This window comes from Helicobacter mastomyrinus, assembly GCF_039555295.1.
In the GTDB taxonomy this organism is placed as follows: domain Bacteria; phylum Campylobacterota; class Campylobacteria; order Campylobacterales; family Helicobacteraceae; genus Helicobacter_C; species Helicobacter_C mastomyrinus.
Window position 1 is genome coordinate 815,566 of the sequence record NZ_CP145316.1, and the last position, 19,257, is coordinate 834,822.

At 36.6% G+C, this 19,257-nt stretch carries 11 protein-coding genes and 3 pseudogenes; 8 read left to right on the forward strand and 6 right to left on the reverse strand.

What is annotated here, in order from left to right:
• Positions 1 to 77 precede the first annotated feature (77 nt).
• A complete protein-coding gene (locus V3I05_RS04065) occupies positions 78 to 1,358 on the reverse strand; it encodes a sugar transporter (RefSeq protein WP_343354103.1) in 1,281 nt (426 codons plus the stop codon).
• Positions 1,359 to 1,619: 261 nt separating this feature from the next.
• Here V3I05_RS04065 and V3I05_RS04070 point away from each other — a divergent pair, with 261 nt between their 5' ends.
• Complete coding sequence (locus V3I05_RS04070) at positions 1,620 to 5,156, forward strand: proline dehydrogenase family protein (RefSeq protein WP_343354104.1); 3,537 nt, start codon at positions 1,620 to 1,622, stop codon at positions 5,154 to 5,156.
• Positions 5,137 to 6,612 (forward strand): sodium/proline symporter PutP, encoded by a 1,476-nt coding sequence (gene putP / locus V3I05_RS04075; protein ID WP_343354105.1) that lies wholly within the window; start codon positions 5,137 to 5,139, stop codon positions 6,610 to 6,612. Before V3I05_RS04070 ends, putP begins: the two co-directional genes overlap by 20 nt.
• A gap of 89 nt (positions 6,613 to 6,701) precedes the next feature.
• Here putP and V3I05_RS04080 read toward each other — a convergent pair whose 3' ends face one another.
• From V3I05_RS04080 to V3I05_RS04100, 5 genes and pseudogenes are all read right to left on the reverse strand, one after another.
• Positions 6,702 to 7,259 carry an RBBP9/YdeN family alpha/beta hydrolase gene (locus V3I05_RS04080; RefSeq protein ID WP_343354106.1) on the reverse strand — a complete coding sequence of 186 codons (558 nt, stop codon included), beginning with the start codon at positions 7,257 to 7,259 and terminating at the stop codon, positions 6,702 to 6,704.
• 191 nt (positions 7,260 to 7,450) lie between these two features.
• Positions 7,451 to 8,059, reverse strand: a pseudogene (locus V3I05_RS04085) (DNA methyltransferase); the annotation flags it as partial.
• A 134-nt stretch (positions 8,060 to 8,193) separates the two neighbouring features.
• A pseudogene (locus tag V3I05_RS04090) lies at positions 8,194 to 9,423 on the reverse strand (site-specific DNA-methyltransferase); the annotation flags it as partial.
• 169 nt (positions 9,424 to 9,592) lie between these two features.
• Positions 9,593 to 12,490, reverse strand: a complete 2,898-nt coding sequence (locus V3I05_RS04095; RefSeq protein ID WP_343354109.1) for a DEAD/DEAH box helicase family protein — start codon at positions 12,488 to 12,490, stop codon at positions 9,593 to 9,595.
• 52 nt (positions 12,491 to 12,542) lie between these two features.
• The gene (locus tag V3I05_RS04100) at positions 12,543 to 14,681 is read right to left on the reverse strand and encodes a saccharopine dehydrogenase family protein (protein WP_343354111.1); all 2,139 of its coding nucleotides are present in this window, start codon (positions 14,679 to 14,681) and stop codon (positions 12,543 to 12,545) included.
• A 140-nt stretch (positions 14,682 to 14,821) separates the two neighbouring features.
• Between V3I05_RS04100 and lpxD the strand changes: the two genes are divergently transcribed.
• The 6 genes and pseudogenes from lpxD to V3I05_RS04130 all read left to right on the forward strand — a co-directional run bounded on the left by lpxD (position 14,822) and on the right by V3I05_RS04130 (position 19,249).
• A complete protein-coding gene (gene lpxD / locus V3I05_RS04105; protein ID WP_343354113.1) occupies positions 14,822 to 15,814 on the forward strand; it encodes a UDP-3-O-(3-hydroxymyristoyl)glucosamine N-acyltransferase in 993 nt (330 codons plus the stop codon).
• Positions 15,815 to 15,916: 102 nt separating this feature from the next.
• Positions 15,917 to 16,352, forward strand: a pseudogene (locus tag V3I05_RS04110) (copper resistance protein CopD).
• A gap of 104 nt (positions 16,353 to 16,456) precedes the next feature.
• On the forward strand, positions 16,457 to 17,038 hold the full coding sequence (locus V3I05_RS04115) for an NAD(P)H-dependent oxidoreductase (RefSeq protein WP_343354114.1): 582 nt from the start codon (positions 16,457 to 16,459) through the stop codon (positions 17,036 to 17,038).
• Positions 17,039 to 17,261: 223 nt separating this feature from the next.
• On the forward strand, positions 17,262 to 18,356 hold the full coding sequence (locus tag V3I05_RS04120; protein WP_343354116.1) for an alpha/beta hydrolase: 1,095 nt from the start codon (positions 17,262 to 17,264) through the stop codon (positions 18,354 to 18,356).
• Positions 18,357 to 18,539: 183 nt separating this feature from the next.
• The gene (locus V3I05_RS04125; RefSeq protein WP_052087312.1) at positions 18,540 to 18,911 is read left to right on the forward strand and encodes a MerR family transcriptional regulator; all 372 of its coding nucleotides are present in this window, start codon (positions 18,540 to 18,542) and stop codon (positions 18,909 to 18,911) included.
• A 197-nt stretch (positions 18,912 to 19,108) separates the two neighbouring features.
• Positions 19,109 to 19,249 (forward strand): hypothetical protein, encoded by a 141-nt coding sequence (locus V3I05_RS04130; protein WP_343354119.1) that lies wholly within the window; start codon positions 19,109 to 19,111, stop codon positions 19,247 to 19,249.
• Positions 19,250 to 19,257 lie beyond the last annotated feature (8 nt).

Genomic DNA, 19,257 nt, shown 5'->3' on the forward strand with positions numbered 1-19,257 from the left:
TTTGATACAAGCCCTTCAAAACATTGTTTGTTGGATACTTAGACTCTTAGACATAGCTTAATATAAGGCAAATCACACTACTTTGTAGCAGATTTTGCACTATTCCACACTATGCGCTTGATGTAAAATCCACACACAAGCAGGGCGATAGCCCCGCCAAAATATCCCACATACCCTACATTAAGCCAGTCGCTCACCAATCCTCCAATCAACGCACCACTCCCTATGCCAACATTATAAATCCCTGAATAAATAGACATCGCAATCGCCGTGCCTTGAGGAGAGAGGAAAATCACTTGTGATTGAAAGCTAAGATTAAAGAGCGTAATGACAAGCCCCCAAAAGATACAAATAAACAGGATTAAATATGTATGAATCGCCCCAAAATGCAGTAAAAATAAGCTCCCACAGATTCCAAATAACGCAATCCCCACAAAGAGACTAGCCCTCCCCTCATAAAACTTCGCAAAAATCACACTCCCCACAATGCCAATCGCCCCAAATGCCACCAATGTAAAAGTAATGCCCTCCTCGCTAAAATGCGCTATCTGCAGCAAAAACGGCTCAATATAGCTATACGCGCTAAAATGTGCGGTAACCAAAACCGCCGCGATACCATAAATGGCAATGAGGCTTTTATTTTTAAGCATTTTAGGCAACATATCAAGCGATATAGAATCTGTGTTAGGCAACTTAGGGAACACACGCCACAGCAGTAGCCCTGTGAGTAATGCCACGCCCCCAATGCTTAAAAAGCTCGCTCTCCAGCCAAGACTAAGCCCTATCACTCGCCCCAAAGGAAGCCCTAAGATAATAGCAATCGCACCGCCTGTGATGATAAAGCTTAGAGCAATGCTTTGCTTATTTTTAGGCACAAGACGCACCGCCATAGGCGAGGCAATCGACCAAAATACAGCGTGACCACACGCCACACCGATACGAGAGAGCATAAGCATTCCATAATTTTGCGATAATGCAGAGATGATATGACTTAGCACAAAGAGGCTAATCACAAGTAGCATAAGTCTTTTTAGCTCGATATTTGAGAGCAGCAGCATAAGCGGCAATGAAACAAGGGCGACCACCCACGCATACATTGTGATAAGCATACCCGCTCCAGATTCACTCATATTAAAATCACTTGCGATAAGGCTTAGTAGCCCGATAGGCACAAATTCAGAAGTATTAAAGACAAAGACAGCAAAGACTAAAGAGAGGAGGGCGAGATAAGGAATGCCCTCTTTAGTAGGAAGCGGTTTTTTGGCGTTTGAATCTGTGGTATGTGAATTGGTGGCGCTGCAGGATGGATTTTGCCCTTTAGTGTGGCATTCTACGGGTTTGTTCATATCTTTTGACATAAATCACTCTCCTTAGAATCGTATGCTACTTGTTGGTTTTTTGAGAGGCTAAAATTATAGCTATTAAATCACAATCTATAGCATTTATCATAGGCAATGAATTAGGTCTAATATGCAACACGTAGTGCAACAGCAAAGGATATATAGAATCTCTATTTTTGAAAAACATAAAAACAAAATTATGAATTTTTCTTTAATAAAAGTTTTTGTTTTTTTGTGTAATAATGATTCTAAACTTTAAAATAGAACACGGAGAAAAATATGCAAGAACTTGTAGAAGAAAGTCTTAAGCTTGCTGAAAACTTACAAGAAAAAATTAACTCAAACATAAGCTTAAGGGAAAAAGCTTTTCACCATAAAATGCAAAAACTTTTAAATGACCCTAAAGCCAAGGTTATGCTTATTGAATTACTTGACCGTTCATTTCGCTCAAAAGAGGCTCAAACTAGTTTTGAATTTATACATTATTCTTTAAAAAAATACGGCGTAGCTGATTTTTTCACTCTTTTTGAGAAATTTTTACTTTTTGCTTTTTTAAATCTTGGCAAATTTGCTCCAAAATTAAGTGTGCCATTTTTTATACAACACTTAAGAGGTGACACTAAAACTATGGTTTTAGATGCAAATGAAACAAGTTTAAAAGCTCATATACTAAACAGAAAGCAAAATCATAATATCACTTTAAATGTGAATTTGATAGGTGAAGAGGTTTTAGGCGAACTTGAAAGCAAATATCGCATCAGAAAATACGAAGAGGCTATAAAAAGTGATTATATTACTTATATATCCATAAAAATTACCACTATTTTTTCTCAAATTAATATTATAGATTTTGATTATTCTAAAGAAGAAGTAGTTAAAAGACTTGACCAACTTTATTCTTTAGCCCTAGATGAGGAAAAAAGACAAAATCAGCCTAAATTTATTAATCTTGATATGGAAGAATTTAAAGACTTAGAACTTACAGTGGCTGCTTTTATGGAAAGCATTGCTAAATTTGATATTAAAGCTGGTATAGTTCTACAAGCGTATTTGCCTGATTCTTATGAATATCTTAAAAAGCTTTTTGCCTTCTCAAAGGAAAGGGTTTTAAAGGGAATGAAGCCTATTAAAATCCGCTTTGTTAAGGGGGCTAATATGGAAGCAGAAGAATTAATTTCAAATCAAAAAGCTTGGGCTTTGCCTACTTTTAACAAAAAAATAGATACAGATAGCAATTATAACAAAATGCTTGATTTTATCTTAGAATCAGATAATTATAAATACATTAACATAGGCATAGCCAGTCATAATATTTTTGAAATTGCTTATGCTTATGTGAGAATAAAAAAAGCTAATGCCCTTGAAAGTTTTACCTTTGAGCAGCTTGAGGGTATGAGTATGCAATGTTCTTTAGAGCTTTCAAAAATGCACAATTTAATACTTTATGCCCCGGTTTGTGATGAAAAGCATTTTAATAACGCTATAGCTTATTTAGTGCGTAGGCTTGATGAAAATACCAGTGAGGATAATTTTATGAGGTATTTTTTCGCTCTTAAGGTTGGTGATGAAGCTTGGAATGCTCAAAAAGAACTTTTTTTAGCCTCGCTTAAAGGTATCAAAAATCTTGATAATCACACTCACAGGATTCAAGACAGAAACAACACTCCAAAGACAGCAAGTTCATATGAAACAGGAGTATTTAAAAATGAGCCTGATACTGATTTTATTTTAGCTCAAAACAGGGCTTGGGCTCAAACAATTCGGGCTAAATATCAAAATTTAAGATCTTTAGAAATTTATCCTGTGATAGGAGAGCTTGATTTTACCCAAAATGCTTTAGAAAAAAAAGAACAAAGGGATAAAATTTATAATGAAAATATAGCTCATATTTATTTAGCCTCACAAAAAGAAATAAAACAAGCTTTAGAACTGGCTCAAAATACAAATGAAAATTTAAGTTTTGAACATTTGCATAAAATCCTAGCCAAAACAGCTCAACTTTTAAGAGAAAGAAGAGGTGATTTAATAGGCATAGCCGCTCTTGAAGTGGGAAAAACTTTTTTAGAGCTTGACCCTGAAGTAAGCGAGGCTATTGATTTTTTAGAATTTTATCCTCATTCTTTAAGCAAACTTCAAAAAGAAAATCCTAAAACTATATTCACTTCAAAGGGCTTAAGTTTAGTAATAAGCCCTTGGAACTTTCCTATAGGTATTTCAGCTGGAAGCATAGCTTCACTTTTAGCTAGTGGCAATATCGTCATTTACAAGCCCTCATCTTTATCTATACTTACAGCTTATGAGCTTTGTAAATGTTTTTGGGACGCAGGTATTAGTAAAAATAGACTGATGTTTTTACCCGCTAAAGGCAGTGATGTATCAAAATACCTTATCAATACAGATGAACTTAAAGCTTGTATTTTAACAGGAGGAGAAGATACAGCTTATGCCTTGTTAAAAACAAATCCTACTTTATGGCTTAGTGCTGAAACAGGTGGTAAAAATGCTACTATAGTCACTAAAATGGCAGATAAAGACCAAGCGGTTAAAAATATTGTGCATTCAGCTTTTTCAAATTCAGGGCAAAAATGTTCAGCCACTTCTTTGCTTATACTCGAAAAAGAAGTGTATGAAGATGAAGATTTCAAAAAATGCCTTGTTGATGCAGCTTCATCTTTAGCTGTGGGCTCAGCTTTTGAATTTAAAAATAAGCTTGCTGCCTTAGCTGATAAACCAAGTGCCAAACTTTTAAAGGCTTTAAATGAACTTGCTCCTTATGAGTATTGGGTTTTAGAAGCTAAATTTATAGATGAAAACGAGCATTTAATGACTCCAGCTATAAAATATGGGACAAAAAAAGGAGATTTCACTCATATGAATGAACTTTTTGCCCCTGTGCTCACTGTGATGAGAGCTGAAAATTTACAAGAAGCCATTGATATAGCTAATTCTACAGGATATGGACTTACTGCTGGACTTGAAAGCTTAGATGAAAGGGAATGGGAATATTTTCACACTCATATAGAAGCTGGAAATATTTATATTAACAAGCCAACAACAGGAGCTATAGTGCTTCGCCAGCCTTTTGGAGGGGTGAAAAAATCAGCCATAGGCTTTGGAAGAAAGGTTGGAATTTATAATTATGTCACTCAGTTTTTAAATATCACTCAACTTGAATCTGATGAAAAGGTTTTACAAAGTGAATTGAGTGAAACTTTAAATGAACTGAGTTTAAAATCAAATTCATATTTCAAACAAGAGCTTCAAAAAGCAGCTTTAATGGCTCAAAGCTATTTATATCATTATGAAAATGAATTTATGCAAAATAAGGATTATGTTCAAATTAGAGGAGAGGATAATTTTTTCTCTTACAAGCCTATAAAGAATTTTGCTTTAAGAATAAGTAAAGATGATGACTTAAGCGATATTTTGTCAAGTCTTATTATCAGTAAATTTACGGGTATAAAAGCCGTTTTAAGTTATACAGACAATGATAAAATAGAATTTATACAACAAGAACTTCAAAATTTAAATTTTGATTTTGAATGCAAAAAAGAAAATAAAGAAGAATTTGCTCAAAATTTGGCTCAATATGAAAGAATCTTTTATTATGCCAAAGCAGATAGAAAGGATTTGATTTATCAGCAAGCAGCCTTACACAGTAAGATTATTAAACGGGATAAACCATTAATTAATGGACGTTTTGAGCTTTTGTATTATTTTAATGAAAAATCTTTAAGCATTTCATATCATAGATATGGAAATTTAGGTGCGAGAATTTTAAAAACAAGGAAAAGAGATGGAAATTGTAAAGATTAATACTGAAATTGCTATAACCTTTATAACATATTCAGCCTTAATGCTTTTTATAGGTTTTTATTTTTTTACTAAAAATAAAAATACTGAGGATTATTTTTTAGGCGGACGTTCTTTAGGTCCTGTTATTTCAGCTTTGAGTGCTGGAGCAAGCGATATGAGTGGTTGGCTTTTGCTTGGTTTGCCGGGTGCTTTGTATGTGAGCGGTTTTATAGAAAGTTATATAGCTATAGGACTGACTATAGGGGCTTTTTTGAACTGGAGCTTTGTGGCGAAAAGACTTAGAATTTATACTAGTGTGATAGCTAATAGCATTACTATACCTGATTATTTTGAAACAAGATTTGATGATGATAAGCATATATTAAGAGTAGTGTGTGCTCTTGTGATTTTAGTCTTTTTTACTTTTTATGTCAGCTCAGGGCTTGTAAGCGGGGCTAAGCTTTTTGAAAACACCTTTGGACTTAAATATGAATACGCTCTTATTACTGGTACTCTTATCATCGTTGCTTATACTTTTTTAGGTGGCTATAAGGCAGTGTGTTGGACTGATTTAATACAAGGGCTTTTGATGATGGGGGCTTTAATTATTGTCCCGATTACTATGCTTAATCACTTGGGCGGTTTTTCTGAGGCTATGGAAATTGTTGCACAAATAAAGCCAGAGGCTCTTTCTATGGGGGAAGGTGTTTCAGCTCTTGCTATCATATCAGCCCTTGCGTGGGGACTTGGTTATTTTGGACAGCCTCATATTTTGGTTCGTTTTATGTCCATACGTTCAACTAAAGAAATTCCAAATGCGACTTTTATAGGCATTTCTTGGATGGCTATTTCACTTATTGGCTCTTGTTTTATAGGTGTTTTAGGCATAGCTTATGTGGATAAATTCGATTTAAGTTTAAGCGATCCTGAAAAGATTTTTATTGTGATGAGTCAGCTTTTATTTGATCCTTGGGTGGCTGGTATTTTGCTTTCAGCTATACTTGCGGCCATTATGAGTACTGCTAGTTCTCAACTTTTGGTATCTAGTTCAACCATAGCTGAGGATTTTTACCGCAGGATTTTTAACAAAGAAGCAAGCTCACTTGCCGTGATGAGACTTGGAAGGCTTGGGGTATTGCTTGTTGCTGTCGTGGCTTTTTTAATTTCTACTGATAAAAATTCAAGCGTTTTAAGTATTGTTTCTTATGCTTGGGCTGGATTTGGAGCAAGCTTTGGCTCGGTGATGCTTTTTTCTTTATTTTGGAGTAGAATGACCAGAATAGCCGCGATTTTAGGTATGGTTACTGGAGCTATTGTAGTGGTGGTGTATAAGAATTTCCTTTCAAGCTATCTTGAAGTTTATGAGATAGTGCCGGGCTTTTTATGTGCAAGTATTGTGATTATTGTAGCAAGTTTAATGACTAAGGTACGTCCGGGAACGAAAGCAGCCTATGAAACTATGCTTAAAAATCTTTAATGATAAAGGCTAATTAAAAGTCAGCTTTAATCAAAATTTTGCATTTGTTTTTTATTTTGAGGGAATAAGAAAATCTTTATACAAGATTCTCAATAATCAAGAAAGTAATTAAGATAATGTAGCAATAGCGGGAAGCTTGTAAATCCATCATCTTGCATAAAGTGCCCTCCTGTGTGGGTTTGCACAAATGTGGCTTTAAGATTTTGTGCTAGAGTGTGGCTTAAATGCGAAGGCACAATAGTATCATTACGTGCGGAAATCACAAGGCGATTAGTCGTTAAGGCGCAAAGCTTGTCATAATTTAGCTTCCCATCAATAAAGGCATTAAGCTGTGGGTAAATGCTTAAAGGCGTATCAAAGCCCGAAATCAAGATAGTTCCGCCAATACGTGCAGAATCTGGCAGGGTATTAAGAAAATTTAAAGTCGCAATGCAGCCAAGGCTATGCCCGATAAAATAGCTATGCGTATTGATATTTTGGGCTTCTTGTTGCAGGGTGGCAAGCCACTCATTCGGGGCAGGATTGTCCGCATTGGGCATAGCGGGGATAGTGGTAGAAATGCCTTTTTTGGCTAACTCATTTTTAAGCCACATAAACCAATGCTTTTGCGGATAGGCTTCAAAGCCGTGCGTGATATAAACTTGCATTTTGCTCCTTTGGTGCTTGTAGCGGATTATGCCTTAAATAGCTGTGTAAATCATAATATAAGTTTGTTGTTATTTGTGTTAAATGGAGAGCAAAAGGCTAAAAGGTGTGGCGAAATGCTTTAGGCTGCCTATTGTGAAATATTATGCTGGCTTATGCTTTACAAAATGAGTAACGCACCCATAACGATAATCTAATACACAACGTATAGTCGCTCTTTTGAGGACACTTCAAGATTTAAAAAATCCTCTAGGGCTATCTCCTCATAAGCACTGATAAAGACAAACACATTCTCTGCCTTTTGCAAATATGCTAAGAGAGATTTCTCATAATTCACAATATAATAGGAATCCTCGCATTTATAGAGCCTAGATTCTATGATTGCTTTTAAAGGCTTATCTAACGTTTTGCCACTTTGCAAGGCGAGATTTCGTGCTTTATCAAATGGTGTGAGAGAATTACTCATTTTTAAGTGCAAATGTCCCTCTTTATTTATGATTTCGGGCTTAGATTTTAAACTATATACGCAAAAGCTAGATTCTGTATTTGAATCTTGGGTATTTTTGATTTTTTGTGCGGCACGTTTTACGCGCTCAATCGTAATATCGCTTATTGCAGGATTTTTACTTCCTAGCTGATTTTTACAAAAATCATAGGCGGTTTTGGATTTTGCTTCATCTATTTTTTCATCAAGTTGGACTAGGATAAACTGACGATTGCCGCCATCTTCTGCATTTAGCTCCATAACGGCTTGGGCGGTGGTGCCACTGCCAGCAAAGAAGTCTAAAACAATATCCCCTTCCGCCTTAGAATCTCCTCCCTTGTCATTGCGAGAATGCGTAGCATTCGTGGCAATCCATTCTTTAGAATCTTGGATTGCTTCGTTACTTCGTGCCTCGCAATGACTAGCATTTAAGCTATGAGGCTTGTAATCCCCCCCCCCCCCCCCGCAGAATCTAGGGCATTGTTGGCAGGATTTGGAGAGGTAGAGACTTCTAAGATCCGTTTAATAAGTTCAACTGGTTTAGGGCTATCAAAAATAGGTTCATTATCTATTGGGATTTGAAACATCTTTTTTAAGTTTTCAGAAGCTTCGTAAGCACTTCCTAAATTTTCAAAAATAGTTTTTGGCGTAACGGGTCTTTCCTCATTTAAAAATATTTTAATTTGTGGCACAGAATCTTGCTTCTTGCCGTAGTAGATTCTGTTGTCTTTGTCCAACTCGTCAAATTCATCTTTTGTGATTCTCCAAACTCTAGCATATTTTTTACCACTTGGTGTTGTTACTTCATAATATTTTGCAGATTTTTTATTGCCTTTCATACTTATTGAACCAGCTTTAAATGCACCTCTTGGGTCATTATCTAAGTTTTTATAATTTCCCTCAAAATTTGGCAACTCCATATATTTCTTTGTTAAGAATTCACCCTGTGTTTTAGCATAACATAAAATATATTCGTGGTCTTTTCTAAAAGTTTTTGTTTGCTTCATCGTTCCTCCAGATGAAGCATTTTCCTCTATTTTTCGCCACATTAAACACGCTACAAAATTCTCCTCCCCGAAAATTTCATCACAGAGTAATTTTAAATTTGCTTGTTCGTTATCATCAATGCTAATGAAAATCACGCCATCATCTTTGAGTAAATCTCTTGCGAGTTTGAGGCGAGGCAGCATAAAGCTAAGCCACCCGCTATGAGAGCGACTGCTTGTAATGGATTTAAAAAACTTTAATGTTTGAGATTCTATTGCCTCTCCATTTTCGTTGATTTCTAATAGTCCTACTTCTTTTAGAATCTCTTTATAATCTGCCCTGAAATCATCGGGGTAGATAAAGTCATCTTTCCCTGTGTTATAGGGCGGGTCGATATAAATCATTTTGATTTTTTGGCTATACGCGGATTTTAAGATTTTGAGTGCGTCTAAATTATCGCCTATGATAATGCTGTTTTGGGCGAGATTGCTTTTGTCATTTTGAGTGAGATGGGAAGTCTCTTTTTGAGATTCTTCAGTCGCTTTCGCTCCTTCAGAATGACAAGCATTAGTATTGCTAGAATCATAAAATGTTTCTTTATGTTTTAGCTCCTTTTGGCAAGGGGTATTATACAAAGCATTTGCTAAGCCCTTACCCGTGAACGTTAGCTCATAGCCTTGCATATTGGCTAGATTCTCATCTATACCCAAAAAATAACTTAAGGCTTTCAAATCAATGTGATTTTCTTTTAATACTTCTTTGGCATTATGCTGTAAAAATGCTTTGAATTGCTCCTCAAAATGCTCTTTAGAATCCGTGCTATCGATGATATTTATGCCTTGTGCTTGAAGTGCGGATTTGTCATTATGATTTAGCATTTTCTCTCCTTTGCAGTGCTTCTTTTAGGACTTCTAAAAGTGCTTGTTTGTTGATTCTAGTTTCAAATATAATTTGTATATTACTCTCTTTTAATTCTTGCTGAAGTTTGTCAAAAAAGACTTTTGCATAATCGATTTTTTGCTGCTCTTTTTTGGGTATATCGCTATATGTATCATAGCCCTTACTCTCGCAAATAAAAAAGATTTTTTTACCATTGCTATTTTCTAAAAAATAGGCAAAATCTGGCTCATAGTTTTTATATGGTGTGGGAATGCTAAGCTTGGGAAGTTTGGCAAAGACTTTGAGGGTTGAATGCTCTAGCTTTGTATGACGTTCTTCTATAATAGCTTTTTCTATATTGGAATCACAGATAATATCTTCATAGAGATAATTATCGGGCGTTTGTCCTTGCTCTCTATAATGTCCTAGCTTTTGCATATCTATGGAATCTTTTATATTGCCATTTTTATCAATGAGGCTATAATAATTTGATGAAAAAATATTGCAAGAAAAGTCATAATCTATGCTTTGGAGAAGATTTGTATGAATGCTCTCTTTTATGCAGGTTTTGAGGCTTTCAAAAGCTTTAAAAGGGGAATTGTAGAAATATGTTTTATCAAGCTTATTATACACTTGGATTAAGAAAGATAAGGGTAGCTGTGTCCCTTTAGCAAAGTCTAATAGTTGATTGTGTATGTCTTTGGTTATTTCTGCTTCATAAGAGATGTCTTCTAGTGTCTTTGTCTGCAATGTTTGTATCGTGTTTGTTTGGGTGTTAAACATCTTTTTTTCATAAATGATATGCTCTTTTGCTATCTTGTTTGCCCTAAAGGCATTGGCTATATCATCAATGAGTTGTTTGTGCTGGATATTTTTATAGACAATCTTTGCCTTTTTATTGACTAAATCCCATAGCTCTTTAAAATCTTTGGCTAAATCTTGCTTTATTTTTACTTTTTTAGAGGGGAGAGAGGCATTAATAATTTGCTTATGTTTATTCTCTGTGGCTTTGAGGGCGTTTAAAATCTCTGTAAATTTAATGCCTAAAAGCTCTTTACATCGCTCATCATTACGCAAAAACTCATCAAGCGGCTTTAGAATCGTGTAATTATTCTGTGTCTCATTAAATGCTATCATCTTTTCATCTTCAAGACGTATTAAAATGCGTGAGGCTTGGCTTTTATTAAGACCAAATTTTGCGAAAAACTCCTCGTCTATGTTTTCATTATTGCATTCAAAGCTTAAATCATTGACTTCTTTTTGCAATGTGTCTATAAAGCCAGATTCTCTAGCACTGACTACAATATCAAGGTAATTTATATCATAAAAGGCATTATCATCATAATTAAAATATCTATGTGTGATTCTTTTGCCTGTGCTATTTACGCATAGTCTCAAGCCTCGCCCTACTTGCTGATGAATGCTTGTCTCTTTATCTGTGGAGGCTAATTTCACAAGAGTAAAAACATTAGGATTATCCCAGCCCTCCTGCAATGCCCAAACGCTAAAGATAAATCTCAAAGAAGTATCAAAGGATAATAGCTTCTCTTTATCTTTTAGAATCAATGCTATATCGGCGGCTTCTTGGTTGTCCTGATTTTTGCTGTCTTTGGAAGAAAGTTTTGCATCGCCGCTAAAATAGCCTTGATGAACGCGTAAATTGCCACTTTCATCAAAATCTTTTGTTAGATATTCTCTATAAGATTTGGGTAAATCCTGCTTTAGAATCTCTTTTCTTTTTGCTTTGTATAATGCTTCAAATTCATCTTTGATAAATGCTTTATCACCTCGAAAATCTGCAATATTTGGGATAAAAAATAAGCTTAACGCTTTGATATTTTTTTCAAAAAGTGTTAATTCTTTTTCAAAATGCAAATCAATAGCAATTTTTAGAATCCTAGAAATCTCTTCTTGACTTAGAGCATTTTCTTTTTCTATGATTTGCTTATTGCTTAAATACACTTTATTAGATTCTATATTCATTATCTCTATGCCATTCAAGCCGATTTTACCACAGTCGTCGCCTTTTTTAAGGATAATCTCTTGCTCTATATCGCTATTATTATAGATAAAAATTGCTCCTTTTTTATTAGCACTTTTAAGCCTTAAGCCCGTGCCTTTTGTGCTGGCATTATTAACCCTTATTTGCTTAACAAGATATTGTCTAAATGCACTCATAGAATCTAAACAATATGCCATATTACTCAATTCATCTGTCTTCTCTTTAGGAAAAGTCGCTCCAAAGCGGAAATATAAGCTTTTAAGCTTATTAAAGTTTTGCTTGAAAGCCTCGCCTTTTAGCAAATGCGGCTCATCAATAATGCTAATGGGATTAAGGGCGATAATATTTTCAAAAATGCTCTTGGTATTAAACAAGCCCTCATTTGCCCTATTTAAAATATTACTATCTTTATCAATCGCACTATTGGTTAAAACAAGGAGGCTTAGCTCATCTGTATTTTTGATATATTGACTGATAATTGCACTTTGAGATTCTCGCCCTGTATAAAAATATGTTTTGATATGCTTTTGATATTGGATATAAAAATAATCTTTTGTAAGCTGTATATTTTGCTTGATAGATTCTAAAATCGCCTTGCGTGGGACAAAGAGAATGAATTTATTTTGCTGAAAACTTTTGTGAAGTTCAAAAATCAAATTAAGATAAGTAAAAGTCTTGCCCGTGCCTGTCTCCATAAGAATATCGATATTTAAATTATCGCTTATATTTTTCTTAGGCGGTAAATGAGACGAATTAGACATATTATAAAACTCCTGCAAACATTGCTTGAGATTGCTATGAGTCTTAAAATCATAATGTACCAATATGCTTTTAATATTATCAATACAATGCTGCTGGTAGTCTTGCTTTTCAAAAATCATTTTGCCTCCATTATGTTAGAGTATTTGTATTAGGGTATCGCCTCTCAAAAAATTATTTTCTCCCATCTTCTAAGACTTTAGATTCTCCATTGGATTCTATTTCTAGCACGACATAAGGAAGCCCTTGCTTGTTTAGCTCTTGCATAAATGGATCAGGGTTGTTTTGCTCCATATTCCACACACCCGCACCTTGCGTTGCCTCTTTGGTAATTTTAGCGGAGTCTTCGCTCTCAATTTCGGTCATTACCGCTTTGGTAACTCCCTCATTTCGAGCTTGACAACCACTAAAATTCCTCAAAGACGCTGCCGCAATAGTATTTGATTTATCATCTAAAATCTTAGAATTTCTATCACTACTTGCCACTTCCACACAATTCTTATTGTTTCCATTTTGCAACTCTAGCGCATTATCAATTCCTTGATATTCCCCACCTTTTGGCATATCCTTGTTTGCCTCCAAACGCATTTGGATTTTAGAATCTGCAAATTCTAAGGTTGCAGATGAATTTTTGGGGTTGTGCGAGGTAAGCGAATGAGGCGTATTAGACATACTCCGCAATGAAGCGTCCGCTGCACTCCCCAAAAAGTCGCTACAAACTGAATTTGCCCCAACTCCCCATTTACCTTCGCAAATGAGTTTCGCCCCAATCATCGCCGGCACGCCTGTGGTATAGCTCACACCCTGCGCATTCACTTCGGCGTAGCATTTCTCGTGTTCGCAAATATTATAAATATAGATTGTGCGCTCTTTGCCGTCTTTCAACCCTTTCATATAGCAGCCAATGTGTGTCTGCCCTTTAGTGCGAGAGGCTAGACTTGCAGGGTCGGGTAAAAGCGTCTTTAGCACTTCTATTGGCACAATCTTTTGCCCCTTATGCTCCACCTCATCAACCCTCAAAAAGCCGATGTTTTCAAGGCATTTCATATGCGTGAGATAGCTCTCTCCAAAGGTCATAAAAAAGCGGATTTGCCTTAAGCCCTTAATGTTTCTTATTAAAGATTCTAGCTCCTCGTGGTAGAGGAGGTAAGAGTTTTTCACACCTACTTCTGGGTATTCCCACTCTTTCATCAATGCTAGGGGTGCGATGTCTCGCCACTGCCCCCCAAAGTAAGATTCCACCTTCAAATCCTGCGTATTGCTTTCTAATCTAAAATGCTTCTCCTCTCGCTCAAACTTGCGATAAATGCTATCTTGCTTTAAGTCAGGATTGAGGGCGAGGTCAGTAGGAGAGACAAGAGAATGTGTGGCTTCTATGGGCTTGTCTTTTTGCGAAAAATCGCGGAGTTTGTCGCTCACTTCGTCAATAGACGTTTTAGTCTTATTTCCTTGTTCGCTTCTGCACAACCCCGATTTTTCATCAAAAATACTTCGCCCTTGCCGCGTTGTTAGATTCTGTGTGTTTATAGAATCCGCATGAGATTCTGCCCTACTTTCTTGCGTTCTAAGATTGGTGGTGCTTTCGTAGCTTTTGGCACTTTTCAAGGGTGAGCTAGACATAGAGTCTGCGATATCCCTTGAAAATGTGCCAACATCTGCGGAATGATTACCCCAAGCTGAATGCCCTGAATCTCTCACCCAATATCGAGCTTTTGATGAAACTTCCCTCAAATTAATCTCCGGATTAAAGTTTGTCGCAAACGCATAGCCGTGGTCTCCTGCATTGCAATCAAGTATATCAATGCTATGAATCTCATCAAAATAATGCTTCTGCGCATAGGCACAAAAGATATTGGTTACGCCCGGGTCAAAGCCACTGCCTAAAAGCGCGTAAATCGCCGCTCTCTTGTAGCGGGTATCATAAGCCCACTGCTCTTTGTATTCAAAATGTGCATTATCGGGGTGCTCATAGTTTGCGGTATCTAAATAATGCGTTTTTGTCCTTAAGCACGCTTCCATAATGGCTAAATCCTGATAGGGCAGAGCGACATTCACCACCAAATAGGGCTTGTATTTTTCTATCAATGCCACTAGAGATTCTACGCTATCTGCATCAACAAAATCTACCTCGATTTCCCCCAAGCCCTTAGCCCTAATAGAATCCGCTATCGCCTGACATTTAGAAATCGTGCGTGAGGCTAAAATAATGCGTGAAAATACATCTCTATTCATCGCCATTTTATGGGCTACCACACCACCTACACCACCTGCCCCAATTTGTAGCACTACCTTGCCTACATTTCCTTTACCCATACGCACTCCTTTAGTAACCATTCACATTATTGTAACATTTTATTCTATATCATCGCTGCATAATCCTTACACAAAAGGGGTATTACGGATTCATAAATCAAATATGCTATGATTGAACATTTTATTTAAAAAGGCTGCTTATGTTACTCTCCTGTGCTATTTCACAAGCTTTTGAGGGCTATCTCACATTGCAAAATGCAATTACAAATGACTTTGAGCTAAGCGGTATCGCCCCTTTAGAATCTGCCTCATCTTCGCAAATAAGCTATATTGACCAAGATAAATATATCGCTTCACTTGCAGATTCTAAGGCGGGGGCGGTGCTCATACGGCAAAATCTACTTGAAAAAATCCCTGCACATATACAGCCCTTAGTGGTAGAAAATCCTCATTTAGCTTTTGCACTGCTTTCAGCGCTATTTGCACAGCCCTGCTTCGCACTTGAGAGTTCTACACAAAATCAAATCGCAAAGAGTGTGCAAATCGCCCCAAACGTACATATTGGAGAGAATGTGAGTATTGGTGAGGGCAGTGTGATTATGCCCGGGGTAGTGATTGGCGCGAATGTCCGCATTGGGGAATCTTGCAAAATTTATCCAAATGTTGTTATCTACTGTGATAGTCTTATTGGCAATCGTGTGAATATCCACGCGGGGAGCGTGATAGGCTGTGATGGCTTTGGTTACGCGCATACAAATGATGGCAGACATATCAAAATCGAGCATAACGGACGTGTGGTGATAGAAGATGATGTGGAAATTGGGGCGAATAACACTATCGATAGGGCTGTATTTGGGGAAACACGCATTAAGCAAGGCGTAAAAATCGATAATCTCGTGCAAATCGGGCATAACTGCGTAGTAGGAGAACACAGCATTTTAGTTTCACAAGTGGGCTTGGCTGGCTCTACCACCACCGGACGCAATGTCGTTATGGGCGGACAAGCAGGGACAGGCGGACATATACATATCGGCGATTTCGTGCAAATAGCAGGACGTGGGGCAGTGGGTAAGAATCTCCCACCGCATACCAAATGGGGAGGACATCCGCTTATGGAGTTTGATGAGTGGATAAAATTCTTTGTTTCTTTACGCAGAATGGTAAAGAAAAGCCCTAAAATGAAGGAAAAATGATGCACCTTCAACATATCTTAACAAGACTCAAGCTACAAACTAGAGCTTTTTAGCCAAGATTCTATTAAAAGTATGGCAATAGTTTAAATTAAAAGATTTTAAATGGACTTACTTTATCCGTATTTTCTCACTTTGCATTTGGTGTGCAATTATATTTTTAGGTTATATTTTTACTGATGTGGTGCTGCTTACCCCTATAAGGAAGTATGTAGGTGATGAAATTGCCAATAAGGTATTTAGTATAATAAGCAAAAGAGGTGTCAAGATAATGCCTTTATGTTTAGCTCTTTTGGTGCTTACAGGTGGAGCAATGATAAGTCGTTATATTGGCAGTATGCAGGGATATTTGCAAACCTCATTACAGATTTTTTTAGTGATAAAAATGTGTGTTGCATTAGTTATTGTGCTAATGGTGATTATCTCGCTAAGTTGTAAATTTTTAAAATTTAAGAATCCTTTGGCACAAGTGATACACCCTGTTGCCTTGATACTTGGTTTTATTATCGTGGTTTTAGCAAAAATAGCCTTTTATGTATAGAATTTATAGAGAATGAGCTTATTATTTCTTGATAGATACTAGTATAAGTTGTATAATTGTAAGAATGTCTTTTAATTATCTTAAACAAATTTTAAGGAGAAAAAATGGCGAAAATTTTGCTTTTAAATGGAGCAAAAGCTTTTGGAGTATCACAAGGCAAATTAAATTGCACCTTGCACGATGTCGCAAAGCAGACTTTGCAATCACTAGGCTTTGAGATTTTGCAAACGCATATTGATAAGGGTTACAACACACAAGAAGAGATGCAAAAGTGGCTAGAGAGTAAGGTGATTATTTATCAAATGCCTGGTTGGTGGATGGGAGAGCCGTGGATTGTGAAAAAATATATTGATGAAGTCTGTCACGGAGCAGCTGGGAAGTTTTTTACAAGTGATGGACGCCATAGGGATAATCCAGCGGTAGGCTATGGCACAGGAGGACTTTTAAAGGATAAGAAATATATGTTTTCGCTTACTTGGAATGCACCCATAGAGGCTTTCACCGAGCCTAATGATTTCTTTGAGGGGGTAGGTGTAGATGGTGTGTATTTGCATTTACACAAAGCTCATCAATTTATGGGAATGAGTGCGTTACCAACTTTTATCTGTAATGATGTGATGAAAAACCCACAAATAGAACGATATATCAAAGATTATGAGGCACATTTAAAGAAAGTGTTTGCGTAAGAATTCCATACAATTCATAGTTTTTAGATTACACACGAAAAGTTAAACTTTATCCATAAGTGATTTGATACACCTCATAAAAGTCGCTTTAAGCATTCTTCTATAAGCTTTTTGTGTTCTATATTTTTACAAAAGCTATTCAAATTTCTACCATAACTCTTGACAAATACTAAGTATCAGGTTTTATAATGTTATTCTTACTTTAATATTTTAAGGAGCAAATATGCAAAATAAATCTCTTAACAAAACACGTAGAAATCTCTTCAAAAGTGCGAGTATCGGTGTGGGTATAGTGGCACTTGGCGGAGCTTTTAGCCTAGTAAATGCAAAAGATACTAAAGCACACGACTTACCAACAGCACCCGGTAAAGACTGGGACAAAACCTTTCCTAAAAGTGATAAAGTTACTCACAGTAAGGTTACTTTTCATAACCGCTTTGGAATCACGCTTGTAGCGGATATGTATGTGCCTAAAAATGCAAAAGGCAAACTTCCTGCCATTGCAGTTAGTGGTCCATTTGGTGCAGTAAAAGAGCAGCCAAGCGGACTCTATGCGCAAACTTTGGCAGAACGTGGATTCATCACCCTAGCCTTTGACCCAAGCTTCACGGGGGAAAGTGGAGGTGCGGCAAGATATGTCGCCTCACCCGATATAAGCACAGAGGATTTTAGTGCAGCGGTGGATTTCTTAAGCACGCAAAAGAATGTAGATAAAGATAAAATCGGCATTATCGGCATTTGTGGTTGGGGTGGATTTGCACTCAATGCAGCAGCAAATGACCCACGCATTAAAGCAACTCTAGTTTCTACGATGTATGATATGAGTCGTGTCAATGCCAATGGCTATTTTGACGAAGAAAACAGCAAAAAAGCAAGAATACAAAAGCGCAAAACTCTAGCACAGCAAAGAATTGAGGATTATAAGAATGGCAAATACGCACTTGCTGGTGGTGTGCCTGAAACTTTGCCAAATGACGCACCGCAGTTTATGAAAGATTATCACGCGTATTACAAAACCCCACGCGGTTATCACAAACGTTCTCTCAATTCAAACAATGGATGGAATCTCACCTCCTCTCTAAGCTTTCTTAATATGCCTATTCTCACATACAGTGATGAAATAGATAATGCAGTTTTAATAATTCACGGGGAAAATGCCCATAGCAGATACTTTAGTGAAGATGCCTTTAAGAAGCTAAAAGGCAACAATAAAGAGCTTTTTATCGTGCCTAACGCAGTGCATGCAGATTTGTATGACAATCTGCAAAAGATTCCTTTTGATAAAATCGAGGTATTTTTCAAGCAATATCTTGCATAATGCACTAAGTTTAGAATAACCTTATCTTTATGGCGGTAAAACTTTTAGGGAATTAAATTTTACCACCATATTGCAGGGCATACTTTAAAATCTCTAATTTTTACATTCAGGAGTAAATTGTGTATCACATTTCAAGCACTAAGCAAAACAACCGCATAAACAAGTCTAATAAAAGGGCAAAAGATGAAAAGAACAATCATTGAAGCAGAACGCAAAACTGGGATTCCCTCTACTAGAATTCGCTTTTGGCTTAAAAAAGGGCTTTTCCCAGAACTAGAAACAAATAAAAATGGTGTCCGACTTTTTGACAATCAAGATATTGATAAGCTCAAATGGATTGAATGGTTTCGTTTTGTGCGAATGAGTTTAGCAAACATTAAACGTTATATGCACCTCGTCTCTCTTGGAGAAAAAAGCACTTTTCAAGAACGTAAAAAAATCCTTGAAGACCAAAGAGAGTTAATTATCAAAGACCTGCAACTAACACAAGAAATTCTAAGTAAAATAGAGCAAAAAATCAAAACTCTTGATAAACAATGCCATTGTAAAGTGTAAAATATATTTGTAGCAACTCCTATCAGGGTTTATAATTTTACTTCAACTTTTCATTTTAAAGAGAAGTAATACAAGAAAAAAGTGCAGAGAGTTTTTAAAGAACTCTACCTGTATCGCAGGATTAGCAACATTTGGGGTGTAAGCACTACCCCTAACACAAGCTTCTCTAAATAAAGCAATCCAAAAAAGGAGCAACAATGCAAACTCTTACTCTCAATAATAACGTTAGAATGCCGCTTCTTGGGCTTGGCACTTACACACTCACAGGAAGTGCGGGGCAAAAGGCGATGTGCGAAGCCATAGAGGTAGGTTATCGACTCTTACATTTGCATAGATAGTGTTTGGA